The 20,076-nt window shown below is 71.8% G+C and carries 15 protein-coding genes and 1 pseudogene; 6 read left to right on the top strand and 10 right to left on the bottom strand.

The annotated features are described in order from the left end of the window. Positions 1-179: 179 nt before the first annotated feature. Positions 180-368 (top strand): annotated as a pseudogene (locus tag E6W39_RS05270) (aldo/keto reductase); the annotation flags it as partial. Positions 369-602: 234 nt separating this feature from the next. Here the strand turns inward: E6W39_RS05270 and E6W39_RS05265 are convergent. Beyond that, positions 603-1,058, bottom strand: a complete 456-nt coding sequence (locus E6W39_RS05265) for a VOC family protein (RefSeq protein WP_141632494.1) — start codon at positions 1,056-1,058, stop codon at positions 603-605. Positions 1,059-1,323: 265 nt separating this feature from the next. On the opposite strand from E6W39_RS05265, the gene E6W39_RS05260 reads away from it, so the two are divergent. Further along, complete coding sequence (locus E6W39_RS05260) at positions 1,324-1,827, top strand: NUDIX hydrolase (RefSeq protein ID WP_220140166.1); 504 nt, start codon at positions 1,324-1,326, stop codon at positions 1,825-1,827. A 49-nt stretch (positions 1,828-1,876) separates the two neighbouring features. Here the strand turns inward: E6W39_RS05260 and E6W39_RS05255 are convergent, their stop codons facing one another. The 4 genes from E6W39_RS05255 to E6W39_RS05240 all read right to left on the bottom strand — a co-directional run bounded on the left by E6W39_RS05255 (position 1,877) and on the right by E6W39_RS05240 (position 9,720). Next, a complete protein-coding gene (locus E6W39_RS05255) occupies positions 1,877-5,038 on the bottom strand; it encodes a helix-turn-helix transcriptional regulator (protein ID WP_141632493.1) in 3,162 nt (1,053 codons plus the stop codon). A gap of 389 nt (positions 5,039-5,427) precedes the next feature. Then, complete coding sequence (locus tag E6W39_RS05250) at positions 5,428-6,888, bottom strand: DHA2 family efflux MFS transporter permease subunit (RefSeq protein WP_141632492.1); 1,461 nt, start codon at positions 6,886-6,888, stop codon at positions 5,428-5,430. Positions 6,889-6,897: 9 nt separating this feature from the next. After that, the gene (locus E6W39_RS05245) at positions 6,898-8,289 is read right to left on the bottom strand and encodes an amidohydrolase family protein (protein WP_141632491.1); all 1,392 of its coding nucleotides are present in this window, start codon (positions 8,287-8,289) and stop codon (positions 6,898-6,900) included. Between the two features lie 144 nt (positions 8,290-8,433). Next, positions 8,434-9,720, bottom strand: a complete 1,287-nt coding sequence (locus E6W39_RS05240) for a serpin family protein (RefSeq protein ID WP_141632490.1) — start codon at positions 9,718-9,720, stop codon at positions 8,434-8,436. 248 nt (positions 9,721-9,968) lie between these two features. Here E6W39_RS05240 and E6W39_RS05235 point away from each other — a divergent pair, with 248 nt between their 5' ends. Further along, positions 9,969-10,193 (top strand): hypothetical protein, encoded by a 225-nt coding sequence (locus E6W39_RS05235; RefSeq protein ID WP_101384033.1) that lies wholly within the window; start codon positions 9,969-9,971, stop codon positions 10,191-10,193. Positions 10,194-10,291: 98 nt separating this feature from the next. On the opposite strand, the gene E6W39_RS05230 is transcribed toward E6W39_RS05235, so the two are convergent. Then, the gene (locus E6W39_RS05230) at positions 10,292-10,621 is read right to left on the bottom strand and encodes a hypothetical protein (RefSeq protein ID WP_141632489.1); all 330 of its coding nucleotides are present in this window, start codon (positions 10,619-10,621) and stop codon (positions 10,292-10,294) included. Positions 10,622-11,104: 483 nt separating this feature from the next. On the opposite strand from E6W39_RS05230, the gene fusA reads away from it, so the two are divergent. Next, on the top strand, positions 11,105-13,147 hold the full coding sequence (fusA, locus tag E6W39_RS05225) for an elongation factor G (RefSeq protein WP_141632488.1): 2,043 nt from the start codon (positions 11,105-11,107) through the stop codon (positions 13,145-13,147). Positions 13,148-13,185: 38 nt separating this feature from the next. Here fusA and E6W39_RS05220 read toward each other — a convergent pair whose 3' ends face one another. From E6W39_RS05220 to E6W39_RS05205, 4 genes are all read right to left on the bottom strand, one after another. Then, the gene (locus E6W39_RS05220) at positions 13,186-14,871 is read right to left on the bottom strand and encodes an IS1182 family transposase (RefSeq protein ID WP_141632487.1); all 1,686 of its coding nucleotides are present in this window, start codon (positions 14,869-14,871) and stop codon (positions 13,186-13,188) included. A gap of 127 nt (positions 14,872-14,998) precedes the next feature. Continuing rightward, positions 14,999-16,690, bottom strand: a complete 1,692-nt coding sequence (locus E6W39_RS05215; protein ID WP_141632486.1) for a pyruvate, phosphate dikinase — start codon at positions 16,688-16,690, stop codon at positions 14,999-15,001. A gap of 21 nt (positions 16,691-16,711) precedes the next feature. Beyond that, positions 16,712-17,344, bottom strand: coding sequence for a transcriptional regulator (locus E6W39_RS05210; RefSeq protein WP_141632485.1), 633 nt, complete (start codon positions 17,342-17,344; stop codon positions 16,712-16,714). Continuing rightward, positions 17,341-18,450: a TetR/AcrR family transcriptional regulator gene (locus E6W39_RS05205; protein ID WP_141632484.1), complete on the bottom strand. Its 1,110-nt coding sequence runs from the start codon at positions 18,448-18,450 to the stop codon at positions 17,341-17,343. The genes E6W39_RS05210 and E6W39_RS05205 overlap by 4 nt, the downstream gene beginning before the upstream one ends. A 225-nt stretch (positions 18,451-18,675) precedes the next feature. Here E6W39_RS05205 and E6W39_RS41040 point away from each other — a divergent pair, with 225 nt between their 5' ends. Beyond that, positions 18,676-19,089 carry an ABC transporter permease subunit gene (locus tag E6W39_RS41040; RefSeq protein ID WP_228717978.1) on the top strand — a complete coding sequence of 138 codons (414 nt, stop codon included), beginning with the start codon at positions 18,676-18,678 and terminating at the stop codon, positions 19,087-19,089. Beyond that, positions 19,082-19,834, top strand: a complete 753-nt coding sequence (locus tag E6W39_RS05195; protein ID WP_323808985.1) for an amino acid ABC transporter ATP-binding protein — start codon at positions 19,082-19,084, stop codon at positions 19,832-19,834. The genes E6W39_RS41040 and E6W39_RS05195 overlap by 8 nt, the downstream gene beginning before the upstream one ends. Positions 19,835-20,076 lie beyond the last annotated feature (242 nt).

Raw genomic sequence — 20,076 nt, 5'->3', positions numbered from 1 at the left:
TCCGGCTATCGCGCCACCCAGCCGACCCGCGCCACGCATGGCCGTCCGGCTATCGCGCCACCCGGCCGTCCGGCCATCACGCCGTCCGGCCACCCGGCCGGGCGGCCATCGCGCCGTCCGCCGTCCGCCGTTCGGCCACCCGGCCGTCACGCTTCAACCCGTCATGGAGGAACACGGCCATGCAGTACCGCAACCTGGGCCGCACCGGTGTGCAGGTCAGCACCCTCGCGCTCGGCGCGATGAACTTCGGCAGGATCGGACGCACCACCCAGGACGAAGCCACCGCCATTGTCGACGCCGCTCTCGAGGCCGGGATCAACCTCATCGACACCGCCGACATGTACAGCGGCGGCGAGTCGGAGGAGATGTCGTTCGGCGACGGCGAGTTAGTTCTCGCGTGGGTGGGGGACAGCTCGCCGGTGAACGCGCCTCGGCTAGGCCGACGTCCGGGCAGGTGGGCGTACGGGCGGTGATGCTGATCCCGCGGCGCACAACCATCGCCCGGAGCGGAGCGGGGCAGGAGCATCCGGGGTGCCCCTGACGGCCGTTGGAGGGGATGCGACACAGGAACACCGTTCGAGGCTGCACAGTGCGACATGAGCTCAGCTTCTGGACGTCTCATCGATAGCGGCCATCGGGTTCTCACCCGGATGCCACCTGCTGAGAAAGCCGGCTTGCCTGCTGACATCTACGAGTTCGATCCGTGCACCGATGCTGTCCACCTGGTGATAGGCGAACGGCCGCCCGTAGGGACAGCCGGAGAAGTCCATGGGCATGCCCGCTTCCTCCAAACGCCGGGAACCTTGCCGCAGATCGCTGGTCCAGAAGCCGATGTGATCGAACCTGGCTCCCTTGGACGCGTCCCAGGGACTGCGTGGTGGCCCTTGGATGAGCTCGATGAAGGGCGGCCCGCCTGCGGTGAAGGCGATGCGGTAGTCCCACTCACCAAGCCGGTCGCACGCAGGATCACTCCACTCAACGCCGGCCGAACGCTGAAAGTCTTGCATCGCCTGCTCGATGTCCGGGACCACGAAGCACACATGGTAGAAGGCAGTCATCCACTCATGATCGGACATGTCATCCCGGAGGCCCAGAGGTCACGTGCCGAGCTGACAGACGATCCACTGCACAGTCTCCCAGCCACGACCAGCGTGGGCACCTCGAAAGACCGTCACGCCGGCCCTTCGACCTGTGACTTCAAATCGGTGGAGGCTCACTTTTGCTCAGCGGAGCGGATCGAGCTGCTGTTGCCGCGCGAGTCGCTTCGTTTGGGGGCGATCGGCGGCCGGCGGCCAGCGTCCGGGTGTTCGATAACATGGCCGGATGGCTTCGACTTCGATGAACCTCCGGCATGCGGTCCGCGCGCTCATCATGGACGAGGACGATCGCACCCTGCTGTGTCGGCTCGTCATTCCGAAGCCGTCCGGACCGATTGTCGTCTGGGCGGCACCCGGTGGTGGCGTTGAGCAGGGGGAGACCCCGCTGGCCGCCCTTCGTCGGGAGCTGTACGAGGAGGTGGGACTCGCCATCGACGATGACCCGCCGCATGTGTGGCATCAGGAGGTTGTCGATCCCGGGCACGCGCCCGGCTATGACGGGGTGGTCAACGACTACTTCCTCGTCCGCACAACGGTGTTCCAGCCCCGTGGCGCGATGTCCGACGAGGAGCTCGCGGCTGAGAACATGACCGGTCTCCGCTGGTGGCGGCTGGCGGAGATCGTCGGCTATGACGGCTCGGACGTGTTCTCGCCCCGCGACCTCGGGACCCCGCTGTCGGCGCTGATCGCCTTCGGGCTCCCGGCGGGGACGGTGCGGCTCGGCCTCTGAGGTTGCGGAGGCAGGCGGTGTTCCAGGGGGCGTGGGCGGTGGCGCGGGCTCAGCCCTCGCGGACCCGCAGTGCGAGCTCAAGGCGTGAGTGGATGCCCAACTTGCGGAAGATCTGGCGCAGATGGAACGCCACGGTGTGCGGGGAGAGGAACATCCGGCCGGCGATCTGGCGGTTGGTCATGCCTTGGGCGGCGTACTCGGCCACCGTGCGCTCCGTGTCGGTGAGACTCGGCCAGCCGTTGGCCGGGCGGCGTTCCCGAGGGTGGCCGGGGCGTTCCCGGAGCGATCGCTGCCGCATGCCCAGTGCACGCAGTCGCCGTCGGGCCCGGGCGGCGTCACGATCCGCGCCCAGGTGCAGATAGCCGTCCAGCGCCTCCTCCAACTTCTTGATGGCCCCGGCCCGGTCGACCGTCCGCAGCAACGCGCCCAAGTCCTCGACGGCCGAGACCCGGGCCCAGGCGTCACGGTGGCCATGGGCCGCCCTCTCCAGTGAGGGGGCGTCATGCCTCAGCAGCCCGTCGGTGTGGGCGGCGGCCGCGTGGATGGCGGGGGTATCAGGGTTGGCATCCGCGAGCGCCCGGATCGCCCTGCTGACAGCGGCGGCGTCGTCCGGTCGCCCGGTCAGCAGTAGCGCGCGCACCAGCCAGGGGGCGAGCGCCGGTTCACGGGCGAGGAGCGTGGGCGCGGTGGCTGGGGCGGGACTTGGCCACAGGGTGGCGAGTGCGGTGCGCAGGTGGTCCGAGTCGTCCTCGGCGGCGGCGAGTTGGGCCTCGATCCACTGGGCGGTGGTGGTCGGGCTCGGGCTCGGGCTCGGGCTCGGGTTCGGGTTCGGGTTCGGGCTTGGGAGAGCGGGGAGCGGCGGCTGCGGGTGCGGGGACTTGGCGCGTGCGGACTTGGGCCGTGGGGACTTGGCGGGGGTGGGCGCCGCTGGGTGAGGTGCGGTCCCCGGGCGTGCGGCGGATCGCGCCGGCTGCTTGGTCAGGGCGCGCGCGTGCTCGGTCGCTGACGTGAACTCGCCGCGCTGCACCGCGAGGGTGGCCAGGATGGTGCGCGCCTGCTGCTCCGGCCAGTCGAACCCGGCGGTACGGGCTTGGTTGAGCGCCGCGGTCGCCTCGGCCAGGGCGTCCAGCGGGCGGCCCTCGGCCATGGCGAGTTGGGCGGTGACCAGGTGGCGCAGCAGCGGAACGGTGAACTCGGCGCCGGCCGGGGCCGCCGCCAGTGCCGCCCTGGCCTGGGTGGTGTGGCCGAGCTGCACCAGCAGCAGGGCATGCAGCAGCTCGGGCGGACTGTGCCAGCCGACCGCCGAGCCGTCGGCGCGCAGGGCGACTGCCTCTGCGGCGAGCGTCAGCGCCTCGCCGACCTGCCCGTGCCGCCAGGCGAGCGTGGCTTCGCCGAGCCGGACGGCGGCACGGGGGTCAAGCCCCTGGGCGAGGGCGAGCCGCTGGACCTCTGCCAGTTGGCGGGCGGCGTCAGGAGCCGTTTGCGCTGCCAGCGCCGCGATCTTGGTGAGGAGCGCATCCAGTCGCACCGTGGCCGGCAGTCCGGGGAGGGTGGCCGGCTCGGCCACGGTGGCGAGGCACTCGCGGTACTCGCCGCGCAGGAGCAGGGCGGTGGCCAGCGAGGTGCGCAGCCGGGCGGCGACGATCGGGTCTGGTGCGGGTGCGGGCGTGAGTGGGCTGGCTGTCGGAGCTGGGAGCGGGCGGCCGGGGCTGCCCAGCGGGGTGCGGGCGTGGGCGGCTGCGGCTGCAGGTGCGGCGGGTGGCGGTTGGTTCGGGGGGTGGAGCTCCGCGCCGAGGGCGTTGCGGGCGAGGCTCATCGCCTTCGCCACCGCGCCCGAGCGCAGGCAGGCCTCGGCGGCGAGGGCCACCATCGGGGTGGCGGCGCGGGCGTCGGCGAGGACGTCGACGCCGCGCAGGGCCAACGCGGCTGCCGTGCCCGGGTTGTCGGCCAAGGACTCGCTGGCCGCGACGCGTAGCAGGGTGCCGGTGGCCGGGTCGTCGGGGTGGGCGCCGTGCAGCAGGTGCGGGGCGGCCGCGGTGATGGAGTGGCCGCGCGCCAACTGGATGCTCAGCGCCTGCCGGTGCAGTGCGGCCCGGATCGCGCGCGGGAGATCGGACAGGACCACTTGGCGCAGCAGCTCATGGCGGAACGTCAGCTCGTCCGATGTGCTGTCCAGCAGGCCGGTGCTTGCGGCTGCGCGGAGTGCGGTGGCGAGTGCGCCCACTGGGCGTTGAAGCAGCTGGGCCACGTCCTCGGGGAGACTGGAGCGTCCCAACACGGCTGCGGCTTCCAGCAGTTCACGGGCGGGCGAGGGCACCGCCCCGATCCGGCGACCGGCCAGTTCGTGCAGCGCGGTGGTGGGTGCGGTCGCCTCGGTCAGGCGGGCGTGGCCGCCGTCGAGTCGCAGGGTGGCGTCTGCATCGAGCGCGTTGAGCAGTTCGATCAGTAGCCGGGGGCTGCCCTGGGCCATGCCCAACAGCTCGGCCAGCTCCGCATCCGGTGGCGCGCCGAGCAGGTCGGCGCCCACCTGCAGCACGGCGGCGGGGGCGAGCGGGCGTAGCAGCAGCCGGGGGACGCGGTCCGCGGTGACGGGTGGCTCGCCGCTCCAGGCCTCACCGGCGAGCACCAGCAAGGCCTTCTCGCGGTACGCGGCCACCAGTTGACGCAGCATCGGCAATGGCACGGCGGGGTGGTCGCAGGTGATGAGCACGGGGGCGGTGCGGAGGTGCTCGGCCAGCAGGCTGTGGGCCCGGCGCAGCGCGGGGTGGACCGGGGCACCGCCTGATGCGGTATCGCCGGAGGCTGGGCCGGTCGCCGGGCCTGCCTGGCCGGCCGGGCCCGCCGGGGCTCCTGGGCCGGTCGCCGCGATCGTTGCCATGCCGGTAGCAGATGCCGCGCCGACCGCCGATGCTGTGCCACTTGCCGCGCCACTTGCCGTGCCGCTTGCCGTTGCCATGGCACCTGCCGATGCCGCCGAGCCGAGCGCGGCGACCAGGCTGGCGGCCAGCGGCTCGGCGGTGCCGCGGAGCACCCGGACCACTCGGAAGCCGCGTGCGTCGGCGAGGTGTTCACCCTCGCTGAACAGCCGCGTCCGGCCGTAGCCCGCCGGTCCACTGACCGCTGCTAGCAGTGCTTGCCGGCTCCCGAGGACCCGGTCCATCCACAGGGTGAGCTGGTCGAGTTCGGCGTCTCGTCCGCGCAGGGGTGTCAATCCGGTGGCCGGTGGCGGTTGCTCTGACGGAGCATGGGCCTGAGCGGGTACGCGGGGGCCGGTCAGCAATGGGTCCTCGCCGGGTGTTGTGGTGGGCGGCGTTCGCGGGTGGGCCGGGGTCGGGTGCTCCCGCAAACCGCCGGGGCGGTTGGCGCGGTTGGCCGTTTCGGGGGCGGATGGCCGCTTCGGGGCGGCCCGAGTGGCCCAGGCGGTTCGGTGCCTGGGAGGCGGATGGTCAGCGGGTGCGCGGGGCTCGGCGGCCGAGCGGGGTCCGGGCGGCGGCGGGCTCCTCGGTGGCGTGGGTCACGGGCAGGTGGGTCAGCCTGGGCTCAGCGCAGGCTCAGCGCGCTCAGTGCCGGGCGGGGCGGGCAGGTGCGGCAGGTTGGGGCTCAGGCATCGACCGGCTGCGGTTGGTCCTCCCGCCGCTCCAGCCGCCCGCCTGGGAGGAGCAGCGCCAGAGCCGCGCAGCAGAGCGCGAGCAGCAGGGCCAGCCCGTAGGCATCCGCCAGGCCGGAGGCGAACTGGGCCGCATACCGGGGGCTGCCGACCGGGGTGGTGACGGAGCGTATGGCGAGCGCACTGAGCACGGCGACGCCCAGGGCCTGGCAGACGCGCTGGGTGGCCTGGAAGAGCGCGGTCCCGCGGGTGACGGCCGGGCGCGGGACATCACTGAGCGCGGTGACCTGGGTGAGCGGCGGGACGACCCCGGCGCCGGCCCCGGCGATCACCAGTGGCAGGGCCAGCCGGGCCGGATCCGGGTCGCCGGCCCTGGCCCGCAGCAGCGCGATGCCCACGGCGAGCAGCAGGAACCCGGCGGTGAGCGGCAGCCGCGGCCCCCAGCGGTCCCGGATCCGGCCACCGAGCAGCCCGGTGGCGCCGCCCGCCACCGCCATGGGCAGGACGGCCAAGCCGGCGTCGAGCGCGGTGGCGCCATGGACCACCTGGATGGAGAGCGGGAGCAGGAACTGCGTGCCGAAGAACGGGACTTGACCGAGAACGTTGATCGCGCTGCCGATCCCGTAGCTGCGCAGGCGGTAGAGCCGGAAGTCGAACGGACCCGCGTGGCCCGAGAACTGCCGCACCACCAGGAAGACGAGTGCCGCCGCCCCCACCCCGAAGGCGAGCAGCGCCATCGCACGCCGACCCGACCCGAGCTGCGTGGCTCCCAGCAGCAGACCGCCGAAGGCGGGGCAGATGGCGGCCAGGCTCAGCCAGTCCGGTCGCGGGCGGGAGGGATCCCGAGGTTCGTCGGGCGCCAGCACGCGGTGGCCGAGCAGCACCCCGACCACCCCGATCGGGACGTTGACGAAGAAGATCCAGCTGGTCAGATGGGCGTCGATGAAGGCGCCGCCGACCAGCGGCCCGATCATCGGGGCGAAGACCAGCACCAGGCCGAAGACGCCGAAGGCGATGCCCCGCCGCTCGGGCGGGAAGGCGGTGAACAGCCGCGCGGAGCCCAGCGGCAGGGCGAAGCCCCCGGCCAGGCCCTGCAGCACCCGGGCGGCGATCAGCAGCCCGAGGGTCGGTGCCAGCCCGCAGAGCAGTGACGCACCGGCGAAGCCGACGAGCGAGGCGAGGAACACCCGCTTGGTGCCGAACCGGTCGCCCAGCTCGCCGGCCAGCGGGGTGGCGATGCCGAGCGCCAGGGCATAGCCGCTGACCACCCACTGGACCTCGGACGTGGGCGCCGCATAGTGCAGTTGCAGCGCATGCACCGCGACATTGACCACCGTGGTGTCCAGGATGGTCATGAACGAGCCGACCGAGACCGCCAGCAGCGTCTGCCAGGGCGAGCGGCCGGGGCGGGGCGGTGCGCCGGACCGGGTGGTGGAGGCGGAGTCGGAGGCCATGGCAGTCCGTCAGCTCGGCAGGGCCGTCGCCGGGGCGACGGGCAGTCGGCCGGCCACCACTCGGCCGTCCTTGAGGACCACGCGAAGGGCGTCAAGTGCCGCGAGATCGGCGCTGGGATCGCCGTCGACCAGAAGCAGGTCGGCCGGCAGGCCGGGGGCCAGCACTCCGAGCCGGCCGGCTCGGCCGCAGACCGCCGCAGCGCCCTGGGTCGCGGCCTCGATCACCTGCAGCGGGGTCAGCCCGGCGGCGAGCAGCCGGTGCAGCTCCTGGCGGGGGCGCCCGGCGGGGATCCCGGGGAGCCCGACCCAGTCGCTGCCCAGCGCGATCCGCCCGCCGGCCGCCGTGAAGCGCCGGACCACCTCGACCAGCAGCTGCTCGATCTCGGTCAGGGTGGCGTCCGGCAGTTCGGGCAGACCGATGCGGATGCTGGTCAGCTCGCTGCCGAGGGTCGGCACCAGGCGCACGCCGGCCGCGACCATGCGATCGATCCACCGGGCGAAATCGGGCAGGGCATCCAGGCGCAGTCGGCCGGCGCGCTGCAGTTCGACGTATCCGGTCTCCGGGGGCAGCGGGAAGAGCAGGTGCTCGATGCTGTCCACGGCGGCAGCCAGCGCGGCATCGAGCTGGTCGACGTGGTGGACATGGGAGCGGACCGGCAGCCCGTGCTCGTGCGCCCGGCGGGCCGCCGCCTGGATCAGGGCGGGGGGCAGCACCGGGAGCCGGCCTGGCGATCGGTAGTTGAAGTCGAAGGACTCCTGGGTGACCTTGATGAAGTCCACGCCGCGGGCAGCCAGTTCGTCAACCGCGGCCCGGGCCTCGTCTGCGGTGTGGACGGGGCGGGCCGCCGAGCCGTCGCCGCGGATCACCGGATAGCCGCCGGGCGCGGTGATCGCGGGCCCGGCGACGAAGACGTTGGCCGCACCGGGCTGCCGCCCGGCGCGGTGCAGCTCCTCGATCAGCTGGGGGCCGCTGCCGGTATTGCCGATGCTGGTCACGCCATCCTGTAGAAAACCGTGCAGGACGGCGGGAATATCGCGTTCCACATGGGTGTGCGAATCGATGAATCCCGGCAGCACCGACAGCCCGTCACACGGAACGAGCCGGGCGTGTGGCGGAATTCCGACCGAACCGGTGGGCCCTAGCCGGATGATTCGCCCACCCTCGATCAGCAGATCGGTGGCGGGGCACGCCGCAGCCCCTGTGCCGTCGATGAGCCGGGCACCGATCAGCGCGACCGGGCCTGACCAGGACTCCGGCTCCGGCTCCGACCAGGACTGCGAACCCGGCCAGGATGCCGAGCCTGACCAGGACCCCGAGCCCGGGCGGGGCTCCGAAGCCGGCCAGGACTCCGACGCTGCGACGGAGTTCACTTCCGTCACATCCGGTTCTTCAGTATTCATCGAGGCACCCCCTGACTAATCTGACAAATCAGAAAGTCGGTCAACTTCTTTCCGGGCCAGTCCACTTCTGATCTGCCGATCCATCGGCAAGATAGTGTGCTAACCGAAAAGCCGTCAAGAGGTGCTTGAATAAAGCGAAAATACTCAGTTCGTCGCCGGATCGGTCACCTGGCCGAGAAAGAGCGGCTGTCCGGTCTGCACATTGCGAATCAGGAAGAAGAACGGGCGGTCGAGGACCAGGTGCACCGCGACCTGCGGCGGCGCCGCCGCAGTCGCGCCCATGTGGACCCCGCTGCCGGCCGCCGCCGTGGTGCCCTTCTCGTCCACCAGCACCATGGCCTTCTGCACCACCTGGTCGATCGTCGGCGGCTTCGCCCCAGGGGCGGCCAGCCCGGAGAAGTCGGCCGACGGGCCGAAGGCCGAGCCCATGCCGAGGGCGGCCAGCGGCTCATTCAGCGACCCGCCGCTGTTGAAACCGAACTTCGGCACCGCCAGCTCCACCTCGGTGTCGTGGAGCGCGCCGAGCATGCCGTCCAGGGCGGCACCGCTCAGGCTCTTGCGGAAGGCTTCGAGCTCGCCCGAGTCGGGCAGCACCAGGTCCATCGCCAGATTGCCGCCCTGATACGGGAGTTCCACCGCCTGCCAGGACGGGCCGGAGCTCCCGCCACCGCCGTGGGCATAGCCCAGCCGGCTCGTCTGGTTCATCATGCGGACGGTATCCGTGCTGCCGTCAAGCCGGTGGAACGGCTGGTCGGCGCTGTCCTCCGGCTTGAACGGCTGCTGCCACTTCGCCGTGAAGTAGAGCGCGTCGGTGAGCGTCAGCAGGGTGCCGGGGCCCAGCGAGCCCGGGTCGAAGAGGTTCTTGATCCGACCCCCGGTCTGCTGCTCGACCAGCGCGTTCACGGCCTTGGTCGCTCCCTGCGGGTCCTTCTCGAAGTCCGCCGTGTAGAGGCCGGCGTGGAAGGCCGCGGCAAGCAGCGCCAGGTAGTCCTGGCTCACCGGGTAGCCGCGCTGGGTCCAGGCGGTGTCCGATTGCTTCAGCACCAGGCCGTCGCCGCCCGACTTCTGATCGCCGGTCAGCGCGCCGAGTGCCATCGCGTAGCGGTCGGCGGGCAGGTCGGTGTGCAGCACGGTGCTCATCTCCCGCGCCGTGGTGCCACGCGCACCCGGCAGCGCCATTCCCAGCGCCGAGGCCAGTCCGGCGGGGGAGAGCACCATGTTCCGCTGCCCGCCCACGGTCCGGTAGAGGTCCAGGCCGAACGCCTCGGTGCCGGCCGCGGTGCCCTTCAGCTCCGAATCGGTCGGTACCGCTTCGGCCACCGGCGCCGCGCGCAGCTCGCCCGCTCCTGGTGCGCCGCTGCTGCCGCACCCCGCGAGTAGCGCCGCCAGCGCTGCAAGCCCCGCCACCCAGCCCGTGCGCTTGGTTCGCATGCTCGTCCCCCGCCTCTCGTCGCACCCCGTGATCGCGGGTGCCGGTTCCGGCGATGGGACGCGGCGACTGGTGAACCGGTTCCGCGGTGGCGGATGCCGAGTGTCCCGGGGGCGGCGGACGCCGAGTGAGAGGAGGTCAGAACCGGTGGCGAAGCTGTTGCACACCTGTTTCGATCACGTTCGAGGGACTGCGTTAGGGTCTCGCTTGTCAGCACGTCAGCAGCAGTGACCAGGGCAGGGGAGTGACCATGCGCGAGTACTACGAGCGCGAGGAGATCATCGAGCGCGACGGCTTCTTCGGCGGCGAGGAGGTCATCGAGCGCGAGGAGATCGTGCGCCGTGACCGCTGGGGCCGGGAGGAGATCATCGAGCGTGAGACCGTCGTGGAGCGCGACGGCTTCTTCGGTGGCCTCTTCGGCGGCGAAGAGGTCATCGAGCGCGAGGAGATCATCGAGCGTCGCGACTTCTTCTGATCGGTCGGCCCGAGCCGAGTTCTGCTCGGTGGGCCCCAACCGAACGCCGGGCCCCGGGGGATGACATCCCTCGGGGCTCAACTGTCGGTCCCGCCGGATCACACCCGGACGGCGGGCCCGGTGATGCGGAAGGTGCTGGAGTTGCGGACACCCAGTTGGGCGCGGACGGCTGCGGCGCTGCCGGGTGCGGCGGCGGTGAGCCCGGAGCGGCCCTCGCCGAGGCGGGCGGAGTGCTGGCCCCGGTAGCGGAAGAACACGCTCAGCTGATGGGGGTGGTCGGCCTCGATGGGCAGGGCGTTGGCGCCCCAGCGAGCCGGGTGCTCGGTGCCGTCCAATTCGATGACCGGACGGGTGAGCAGGTGGTGGAACCAGGCCGCGGGCATCGACGGACGCACGGTGACCACGAGCTGTGCAGCTGACTCTGACATGACGTCAACGATAGCGAACGAACCATCCGGGGTTCCGGGTGGTGGTCGAAAAACTGCTGTCGTCCTGACGGTCTTGCGCGCTACCTTCGCCTCCAAGAACGCGCCACGACCGTGAGTTGGCGCGTGCCGTGCCGAGCGAGGGGAGACCAGCCATGCGTGACCGCTGCGCTGTCGTCGTTCCCCGGGGCCGGTACGAGGTGATCCTGGTGTCCTCGGGGGCCCGGTGCCGGCTGCGCGCCCGGCACCGCAGGGCCTGACGAACGCCTGACCGGCGCGCCCGGCGCGTCAACCACGCGCCCGCCGCGTCACGTACGTGCCTGACGCGTCAAGCACGCGTCGACCGCGTCAACTTCGCGTCGACCGCGTCAAGTACGCGTCCACGTACGGGCAGCACGCGTCAACGGACGCACCGCGTGCCCGAACACGGCTTCGTCCCGGCACATCGCGCCACCCCGTTCCACCTCACCGCTGAAAGGCACGGCCGTGCGCACCACCGCCAACTCCCTGACCACCGTTCGCAATCTGGGCATCCTGGCCCATGTCGACGCGGGTAAGACCACCGTCACCGAGCGGATCCTCTACACCACCGGCGCCACCTACAAGCGAGGCGAGGTCCACGACGGCACCACCGTCACCGACTTCGACTCGCAGGAGCGCGACCGCGGCATCACCATCTTCGCGGCGGCGGTCAGTTGCGACTGGGACGGTCACCGGATCAACCTCATCGACACCCCTGGCCACGTGGACTTCGCCGACGAGGTGGAGCGGTCGCTGCGGGTGCTCGACGGCGCGATCGCGGTCTTCGACGCCGTGGCCGGAGTCGAGCCGCAGAGCGAGTCGGTGTGGCGCCAGGCCGATCGGCACGGCGTGCCCCGGATCGCCTTCGTCAACAAGCTCGATCGGGCCGGCGCCGACCTGGACCGGGCGGTCGCCTCGATCCGGGAGCGGCTGCACCCGACGCCGCTGGTGGTCCAGTTGCCGATCGGCGCCGAGGACGGCTTCACCGGCGTCGTCGACCTCGTCCGGATGCGCGCCCTGTGCTGGTCCGGAAACGGCGAACGCACCGAAACACCGGTATCCGATGCCCTGTTGACGACGGCCCAGGAGCGCAGGCGGCAGCTCACCGAGGCGGTCGCCGAACTCGACCCGACCGCTCTGGAGGAGTACTGCGACACCGGCACGCTCACTGCCGAGACACTCGCGGCGGCGCTGCGCACGGTGACCCGCAGCGGTGCCGGCCTGGTGGTGCTGTGCGGCTCCGCCTACCGCAATCGGGGCATCGAACCGCTGCTGGACGCGGCGGTCGCATATCTGCCCGCACCGACCGAACTGCCGCCGGTGCGCGGCACGGTGAACGGCGCCGAGCAGGAGCGGCCGGCCGACCCGGCGGCACCGTTCGCCGCGCTGGTGTTCAAGGTCAACTCCACGGCCACCGGGCGACTGACCTTCGTGCGGGTGTACTCGGGCACGATCCGGAAGGGGGAGACCGTGTGGGACGCGGGCGCCGGGCGCACCGAGCGGATCAGCCGGATCCTGCGGGTGCAGGCAGACCGCCATGAGGAGGTGGCGCAGGCGGTGGCGGGCGACATCGTCGCGGTGATCGGGGTCAAGGCGGCCCGGCCCGGGGCGACGCTGACCGTGCCGGGCGCGCCGCTGGTCCTCGAACCGCCCAGCACCGCCGAGCCGGTGGTCTCCGTCGCCGTCGAAGCCCGCCGCGGCACCGACACCGACCGGCTGGCCACCGCGCTGGCCCGGCTGGCGGAGGAGGACCCGTCGCTCAAGGTGCGCACCGATCCGGAGACCGGGCAGACGCTGCTCTCCGGGATGGGCGAACTGCACCTGGAGGTCGCGGTGGAGAAGATCCGCCGGGACCTCGGGCTGGAGGTCGGGGTCGGCCGCCCGCAGGTGGCCTACCGGGAGACTGTCGTGCGGGGAGTCAGCGGGTCGGTGTACCGGCACGTCAAACAGGACGGCGGCGCCGGGCAGTTCGCGCACCTGGTGCTCGATGTGGCGTCGTCCGAAGAGGTGGAGGGATTCGAGTTCGCATCGACGGTGACCGGCGGGCGGGTGCCGCAGGAGTACGTCCGGGCGGTCGAGGCCGGCTGCCGGGACGCACTGGTCGAGGGGCCGCTCGGCGGTCATCCGGTGACGGGCCTGCGGGTGGTGCTCACCGATGGGGCGACGCACCCGAAGGACTCCTCGGAGCTGGCGTTCCGCACGGCGGGCCGGCTGGCGCTGCGTGAGGCGTTGCGGCGCTGCACGATGGCGGTCCTCGAACCGGTGGTCGAGGTCACCGTCTCGGTGCCGGAGGACGCGGTGGGCGGGGTGCTCGGCGACCTTGCGGCGCGGCGCGGCCGGATCCTCGGCCAGGTCGGCCGGGCCGGCACCGCGGTGCTGACGGCGATCGTGCCGCTGGCCGAACTGTTCGGCTACGCCTCGCGGTTGCGCAGCCGTACCCAGGGCCGCGGCACCTTCACCACCCGTCCGGCCGGGTACGCCCCGGCACCGGCGGGGCTCGGTAGGTAGCCGCGCCAAGGGCCCGCTCCCGCCTGGGACGCTGTTGGTTAATTCGGGCCCTGCTTCGCCCCGCCGACCGGTCGGTCGGCGGGGCGAAGTGCTGCGAAGTGGCTGGTTCGGGTGCGGGCCCGGGGCGTTTCGGTGAGGTGGGCGTCGATGCGGGCGAGGTTGATCGCCGCGCCGGTGAGCTGGTGCTGGAGGCTGGTCTTCGCCAGGCCGTGGTAGCGGGATCTGCGCAGGCCGCAGCGCCCGACGCCTTGGGAGATGGTGCCTTCGACTCCGGCGCGGATCTTGTAGCGGTCCTTCCAGGCCTCGGTCTGCTGCTCTGCTCTGGCCACGCGCAGGGCGTGATGTTCGTCGTGGCGGCGTAGTCGAAGCTCGCGGCGTTCGGCGGTGGGTGAGTTGATGCACTGTCGGCGGACGGGACAGGGCTTGCAGTCGGTCATGGAGAATCGCACCCGGATCACGTGCAGCCCTTCCTGGGAGCGACGTTCGTGCCAGCTGCTGGTGGTGTGGCCTCCCGGGCAGGTGACCTGTTTGTTCTCCCAGTCGATGGTGAACGCTTCCTGGTCAAAGCCGCCCGCCGCGGCGCTCTGGGCACTGGTGCTGGCCGCGACCGGGCCGTGCAGGGCAACGCCGTGTTCACGCCAGGCGGTGACGATCGCGGCGGCGGTGGGGTAGCCGGCGTCCACCCAGTGCTCGCCGGGCAGGCACTCCCGTGCGGTGAGGGACGTGTGGATCTCCTCGCTCATCACACTGTCCGGGACGGTCGCCAGGGTGGTGACCACGTTGGTGACCAGGTTCGGCGCGTCCGGCTCGCAGGTCTCGGTGAGGTGGACCTTGTATCCGTCCCACATGGTGTCCCGCTTGACGCTGCCGCGTGCATCGGTGTCATAGGGGCTGACCAGGCGCGTGGCGCCTGGAGGACGGTCTTTTGGGTCCCTGGTCATCACCTCGCCTGCGACCAGGTGGTAGTGCTGGACCCACACCTGGCGCAGGGTCTCCACTTCCCTGACCCCGCGCAGGACGTCAGGGGCGTCGACGGCGAAGACCGCTTCCAGCAGCCGCATTCCGTCCCGGCCAACCCGAACGCCCACCTCGTCCCGCTTCGCGCGAGCTTTGGGGAACCGGGAATCCTCCGCCCGGGTGGTGTAGTGCCGGAACCAGTCCGGTTCGGCGGTCTCGGCCAGCCAGGCCGGGGCGGCCAGGGCGAGAGCGTTCAACGCCGAGCGCAGGGTCTCCGTGACCAGCTCCAGCCGGCACAGTGCACGCGTCACGGACAGCACATGCGTGGAGTCCGTGCGGGCCCGGCCCGAGCTCTTGAGTAGCCCTCTCTCCCGGGCCGCTGTCAGGACCAGGTCCAGCACCCACCGCCCGCCGTCCGCGCCAGCCAGACGGTCCCGGAACTCCGACAGCACCGAGAAATCGAAGCCCGGATCGTCCAGCTCAAGACCGAGGGCGTACTTGAAGTCGATCCTCGCCCGCACCGCCTCCGCGGCCTGCCGGTCGGTCAGCCCCTCAACGAACTGCAGCACCAGCACCAGCACCAGTCCCGCAGGGGACCAGGCAGGCCGGCCCCGGGAAGCGAAGAGATCCGCGAACTCCTCGTCGCGGAACATCGGCCCCAGCTCGTCACGGACCCGGATCGCCAGACTCCCCTTCGGGAACGCGGCCCGCGCCACCCGCACCGTCTCCGCCGGAATCCCGCCCGGCCCACTCGGTTGCATCGACACCCACACCCACCCCAAACGACAACGTCGGCCTTCAAGACCACAACCGGGTCTTGAAGGCCGACGTCACGCACGGGCCCGAATTAACCAACAGCGTCCCGCCTGGGAGCGGGCCCCACCGCGGCGCCAGCTAGCCGGTCGTCGACCGGCGGAGCACGGCCTGAGCCGCAGTGAGTCGGGCGGCTTCGTCGCGCTCGAAGTCGTCGGGACCGGTCTCGCCGCGCTCGAAGTCGTCGCGACCGAACTCGCCGCTCTCGGGCTTGCCACGCTCGAAGTCACCGCCCTCGCCGACGACTTCGTCGGCCCAGGCGAGCAGCCGGTGCAGCCGAGGGTCGGGGCCGGCGTCGACGACGCGGGGCCGGCCGACGACGACCTCCCCGCTGGTGCCGTCGAGGGCGATCAGGGTGCCCTCGGGGAGCGTCCGGCCGGCGACCCGGAGTGCGCCGGCCGCCGCATCCACCGTGAGACCGGCGGCCCCGACGACCGCGGGCTTGCCCAACGACCGTGCGACGACGGCGGCGTGGCTGGTCGGCCCGCCCCGACTGGTCACGATGCCCACGGCGGCGGCCAGGCCGTGCATGTCCAGCGGCGAGGTCTCCGGTCGCACCAGCACCACCGGGCCCTGCGCGGCCATCCGGGCCGCGCTGTCGGCGCTGGTGGCCACTCGGCCCACTGCGACGCCGGGCGAGGCGCCCAGTCCGCGAGCGAGAAGGTCGGCCGCGTCGTCCGGCGCGATCCGGGGCGTGCGCACCTGGCGCAGCTGCTGCGGGGTGATCCGCAGCAGTGCCTCGGAGCGCTCGATCGTGCCCGCATCGGCGAGGTCGACCGCGACCCGGACCGCAGCTCGTCCGACCAGCCGCCCGGGCCGCACCTGAAGCAGCCACAACTGACCAGCCTCGAAGGTGAATTCCACATAGCAAGCATCGCGGTAGTGCGCTTCGATCCGCTCCAGGGCGTCCAGCAGGCTCGCCCACACGGCCGGCTCCCGCTCGGCCAGCTCCCGCAGCAGCGAGGTCAGTGACCGGCCCGAGACGACGTCCTCGCCCTGGTGGCCGAACAGGACCTCGCCGAACGGCACCGGTTCGCCGGTGTTGGGGTCGCGGCTGAACGCGACCCCCGTCCCGCTGTGGTCGCCGCGGTTGCCGAACACCATCGCCTGGACGGTCACGGCGGTGCCGAGGTCGGCCGGAATGTCGTGCAGCGCACGGTAGGTGATCGCGCGCGGAGCGTCCCAGGACGAGAAGACGGCCGCGATGGCGCGCTCCAGGTGCCGCGCAGCGTCCTCCCCGACCGGCTCACCGGTGCGTGCGCGGATGGCGTCCTCAACGTCCCTGACCACTACGGCGGTTCCTGCCCGCTGCGCGATGGCTGCCAGAGTCTCCTGCTCCAGACCGAGCACCTCCGTCGCATAGCTCGACAGGAACCGCAGACGGGAGTCGAGCGCGAACCGAGGGTCTGCCGTCTCCACCGCCAGCGCGCTGGTGGCCGCCCCGGTGAGACCGAGGTTGAGGACGGTGCTCATCATGCCGGGCATCGACACGCTGCTCCCTGACCGCACCGAAACCGCGAGCGGGCGCTCGGTACCGCCGAGCTTGCGCCCGGTGGCGGCCTCCAAACCGGAGAGCGCGTCCGCCAGTTCGGCGTCGAGACCCTCCGGGAGCCGCCCGTCGCGCAGGAAGGCGCGGCACGCCGCGGTACCGATGACGAAACCCGGTGGCACGGGAAGGCCGAGGCGCCGCAGCACGACCAGCCCGTGTCCCTTGCCGCCAAGGGTCTCGGCCGTCTCCTCAACTTCCGCTGAGATGGGGTGAATCCAGGACATCGGTCCGCCTTCCCGGTGACATCAGTGCCGGGGCCGGCCCAGGGTGGCGAGCAGGTCCTCATGCAGGTGGAACCACACGGTGTGGTACGAGGCAGTGCCGTCCGTGACATAGTCCAGCTCACCGGCCTTGGCACGAGTGAGCGCATCGGCGAGCCGGGTGCGGTAGCGCTGGAACCGCAGCATCACCGCGGACAGTTCGGCGCAGACGGCGTCGGCACGGCGGTCGAGATCTGCGAGCCGCTCCAACACCCGGGCGTCGTAAGCCTGGTCGGAGTGGTCGTTGAGGATCGTCGAACCGTCGATCGAGCGGGTCTGCCAGGCCGTGCAGAGGTCGAGCAGTTCGGGGTTGAGCACCAGGAAGCCGCTGAACGCCTCGGTCACCAGGGCCCGGGCATCGGCCGCGTCCAACTCCTCGGTGATCCGCCGGGCGTCCTCGGCCCGACCGGCATCCGTGATGCCCCACCCGCCGAACGGGCCGGCCAGGTGCGTCACCAGTCCGGCCACGGCGAGGTCGATCAGCTCCGACTCGACCTCGGACTCCGGGAGTCCGGTGGCTGCGGCGACCCCGGAGAGGCCCGAGAAGCCGATGCAGCGAAGGGCGTGAAGCACCAGCAGGTCGGAAGCGGTGGCATGGGGCGAGACGGATTGGGTCATTTCGCGGCCTCACGTGGTGTGGTGTGGTGGGCATCGGCGCTGGCTGCGGCATGCGCGGCGCCCCGTCCCTCGGCGCGGGCGACGAGTTGGCCGCTGCTGACGCGAACGGCATACTCCGTGGCGTCGTCAGCCTGCGGTGCACCAACGGCCGCAGCGACCAGGGCGCGGTCGTCCAGGACGAGTTGGAGGTGCGGCCAGGCGTCCGGGGCGAACGTGTGCCGCAGGCAGTGGGTGAAGTCGCTGATCCTGAGCCGCACCAGGCGTCCGGTCTCGGCGGGGTCGCCGGTCACCACGGCGATGGTGACCTGGTCGCCCTGGCGGGCGGCGCGGACGACTTCCTCGGCCGCGGCCAACCGGCTGGTGCCGAGTACGGCGATCACACCGTCGTCGGCGAATCCGACCGGCCGGCCGCTGAGCAGATCGGGCAATCGGGCCGGCGGCGTCCACGGATCGCGGCAGGCTCGCGCCGGCCGCACATGGGGCAGGTGCGGCGGGGCCCAGGTGTCGGCGAGCCGGAGCTCGCCCAGATGCTCGCAGGCATCCGCCACGTCGAATGGATCGCCGAGCTCTAGTGCAGGTTCGACCAGTGCACCCGGTCCGTTCAGCAACCGCAGGACCAGCTCGGCCCGGCGGACTTGACGCACCGTCACTTCAGCTGCGGCCAATGCTCGCGACTCCAGTGTGAGGGCGAGCAGCAGCGCCTCCAGTCGGGAGACCTGCGCGAGCGCCCCACGTCCCGGCTCATCGTCGAACACGGGGGCCAGTGCCGATAGTTGCACCTGGCGGGCCATGGGATCGGCGGCGGTCAGGGGGAGCCGGTGCAGCCAGGTGCGGGCGAATCCGCCCAGCGCCGCGGCAATCGACGGCGGCGAGGTCGTCGGGACTTGGCTCGGGGTGCGCTCGACCGCGTCGATCAGGACCGCCAGATAGAGCGCGCGCTTGCTCGGGAAGTTGGAGTACACCGCACCACGGGTCAAGTCGGCGCGCTCGGCGATCCGGTCGACCTTCGCCTCGGCATACCCGTGCTCGGTGAACTCCGCCTTCGCCGCGGCCAGCACGGCCTCCCGGGTGCGCACCTGCTGCTGAGCCCGAGTCAATCGGACCATGTGCGGCTCCCTCCCTCGCTTGAGCTAGCTCGCTTGAGCTAGAAGATACACGGAACATCCAGATGATGAGGCCATCCGAAGTGCCTCGATGCGGCACTGCCGTCGGATCGCAGAGCAACGAGGCCCTCTGCGCGTGCCATCCGATCCTGCGGCACCATGTCCTGCCACGTCAGCTGATTGACAGATCGTCAGATCGGGGCTGGACGGCCGCTGACGTGCACGGACTTGACTCCGCCGCTGATCAGCCCGCATGTCAACCAGCTGATCGCGCTGGTCAAGGACTCCAGCCTGATCTACTTCCTGGGGCTGACGGCAGGCCAGCGCGACCTGTTCCGGATCGGCCAGGACTCTGCCGCCAACACCGGCAACGAGTCCGCGCTGGTCCTGGCCGGGCTGTTCTACCTGCTGCTGACCGTGCCGCTGACGCACCTGGTCAATGTGGTCGACCGGCGGCTTCGGCACGGGCGGCGAGTGGCCGAGGACCCGGCGGCCGAGCTGCCCGGGTCGGTCGGGCCCGTCGATCGGACTGGGTCGGTCGCACTCGCCGAGCCGGCCGAGCCGGTCGTTCCGACTGGGCTGGTCGGACCCGTCGATCCGGCCGAGCCCACCGCCGCCCCCGAGGGAGCCACCCGTGCCTGATCCGCGAGCCACCGACTTCACCCCGGTCAGCCTGACCATCCGCGACCTGCACCTGTCGCTCGGCGGCAACCCGATCCTGCGCGGTGTGGACATCGATGTGCCGAGCGGTGACACCCTCTGCGTGATCGGCCCGTCCGGGTCCGGCAAGTCCACGCTGCTGCGGGCCGTCAACCGGCTGCTGGAGCCCGATCGCGGCGACATCCTGCTGGACGGCGAGAGCGTGCTGCGGCGCGATCCGGACCAGCTGCGCCGCCAAGTCGGCATGGTTTTCCAGCAGTTCAACCTGTTTCCGCACCTCAGCGTGGAGCGCAATCTGACCCTGCCGCTGCGCAAGCTGCGCGGCTTCTCCCAGGAGGAGGCGGTCGAGACCGCCCGGCGCCAGCTCGACCTGGTCGGTTTGCGCCACAAGGCCGGGGTGCGCCCGGGGAGGCTCTCCGGCGGCCAGCAGCAGCGGGTCGCGATCGCCCGGGCGCTGGTGATGGCGCCCCGGGTGATGCTCTTCGACGAGGCCACCTCGGCGCTCGATCCCGAACTGGTCAAGGGTGTCCTGGGGTTGATGGCGGACCTGGGCCGCCAGGGCATGACCATGGTGGTGGTCACCCATGAGATGGGCTTCGCCCGCGAGGCGGCCGACCGGATCGCCTTCATGGACCGCGGTGTGGTGGTGGAGGCGGGTGCGCCGGAGGCGGTGTTCGGCGACCCGCGAAGCCCGCGGTTGCGGCAGTTCCTGGCGGACGTGCTCTGAGGCCCAGTGCGGAGGAATGGTCTAGACCCAATGGCCTAGACCAGAATGGTCCAGACCCTTGACGGGGGCAGCGGGCGGTGCGAACGTACCAGCGAGCCCTCTGCGGGGTGTCCTGAGAAGCGCCGTCTCCGCGTTCCCCCACTGCTCCGAGCCGGCGTACAGCAAGGTGCCGGGCAGCGGCGTGCGCCGCCGCTCCCGCGACACCCTCCGGGCACTTGGCACACCCGCCGTGGGTCGTTCGC

It is taken from the genome of Kitasatospora acidiphila, from assembly GCF_006636205.1.
In the GTDB taxonomy this organism is placed as follows: Bacteria; Actinomycetota; Actinomycetes; order Streptomycetales; family Streptomycetaceae; genus Kitasatospora; species Kitasatospora acidiphila.
The sequence above is the reverse complement of the archived record's forward strand: the minus strand, read 5'-3'. Positions and strand labels throughout refer to the sequence as shown.

Excerpts from the sequence above, each read along its gene's own strand:
- E6W39_RS05265 (WP_141632494.1), bottom strand. The coding sequence starts at position 1,058 with ATGACTGCCTTCTACCATGTGTGCTTCGTGGTCCCGGACATCGAGCAG.
- E6W39_RS05260 (WP_220140166.1), top strand. The coding sequence starts at position 1,324 with ATGGCTTCGACTTCGATGAACCTCCGGCATGCGGTCCGCGCGCTCATC.
- E6W39_RS05250 (WP_141632492.1), bottom strand. The coding sequence starts at position 6,888 with ATGGCCTCCGACTCCGCCTCCACCACCCGGTCCGGCGCACCGCCCCGC.
- E6W39_RS05245 (WP_141632491.1), bottom strand. The coding sequence starts at position 8,289 with ATGAATACTGAAGAACCGGATGTGACGGAAGTGAACTCCGTCGCAGCG.
- E6W39_RS05240 (WP_141632490.1), bottom strand. The coding sequence starts at position 9,720 with ATGCGAACCAAGCGCACGGGCTGGGTGGCGGGGCTTGCAGCGCTGGCG.
- E6W39_RS05235 (WP_101384033.1), top strand. The coding sequence starts at position 9,969 with ATGCGCGAGTACTACGAGCGCGAGGAGATCATCGAGCGCGACGGCTTC.
- E6W39_RS05230 (WP_141632489.1), bottom strand. The coding sequence starts at position 10,621 with ATGTCAGAGTCAGCTGCACAGCTCGTGGTCACCGTGCGTCCGTCGATG.
- E6W39_RS05215 (WP_141632486.1), bottom strand. The coding sequence starts at position 16,690 with ATGTCCTGGATTCACCCCATCTCAGCGGAAGTTGAGGAGACGGCCGAG.
- E6W39_RS05210 (WP_141632485.1), bottom strand. The coding sequence starts at position 17,344 with ATGACCCAATCCGTCTCGCCCCATGCCACCGCTTCCGACCTGCTGGTG.
- E6W39_RS05205 (WP_141632484.1), bottom strand. The coding sequence starts at position 18,450 with ATGGTCCGATTGACTCGGGCTCAGCAGCAGGTGCGCACCCGGGAGGCC.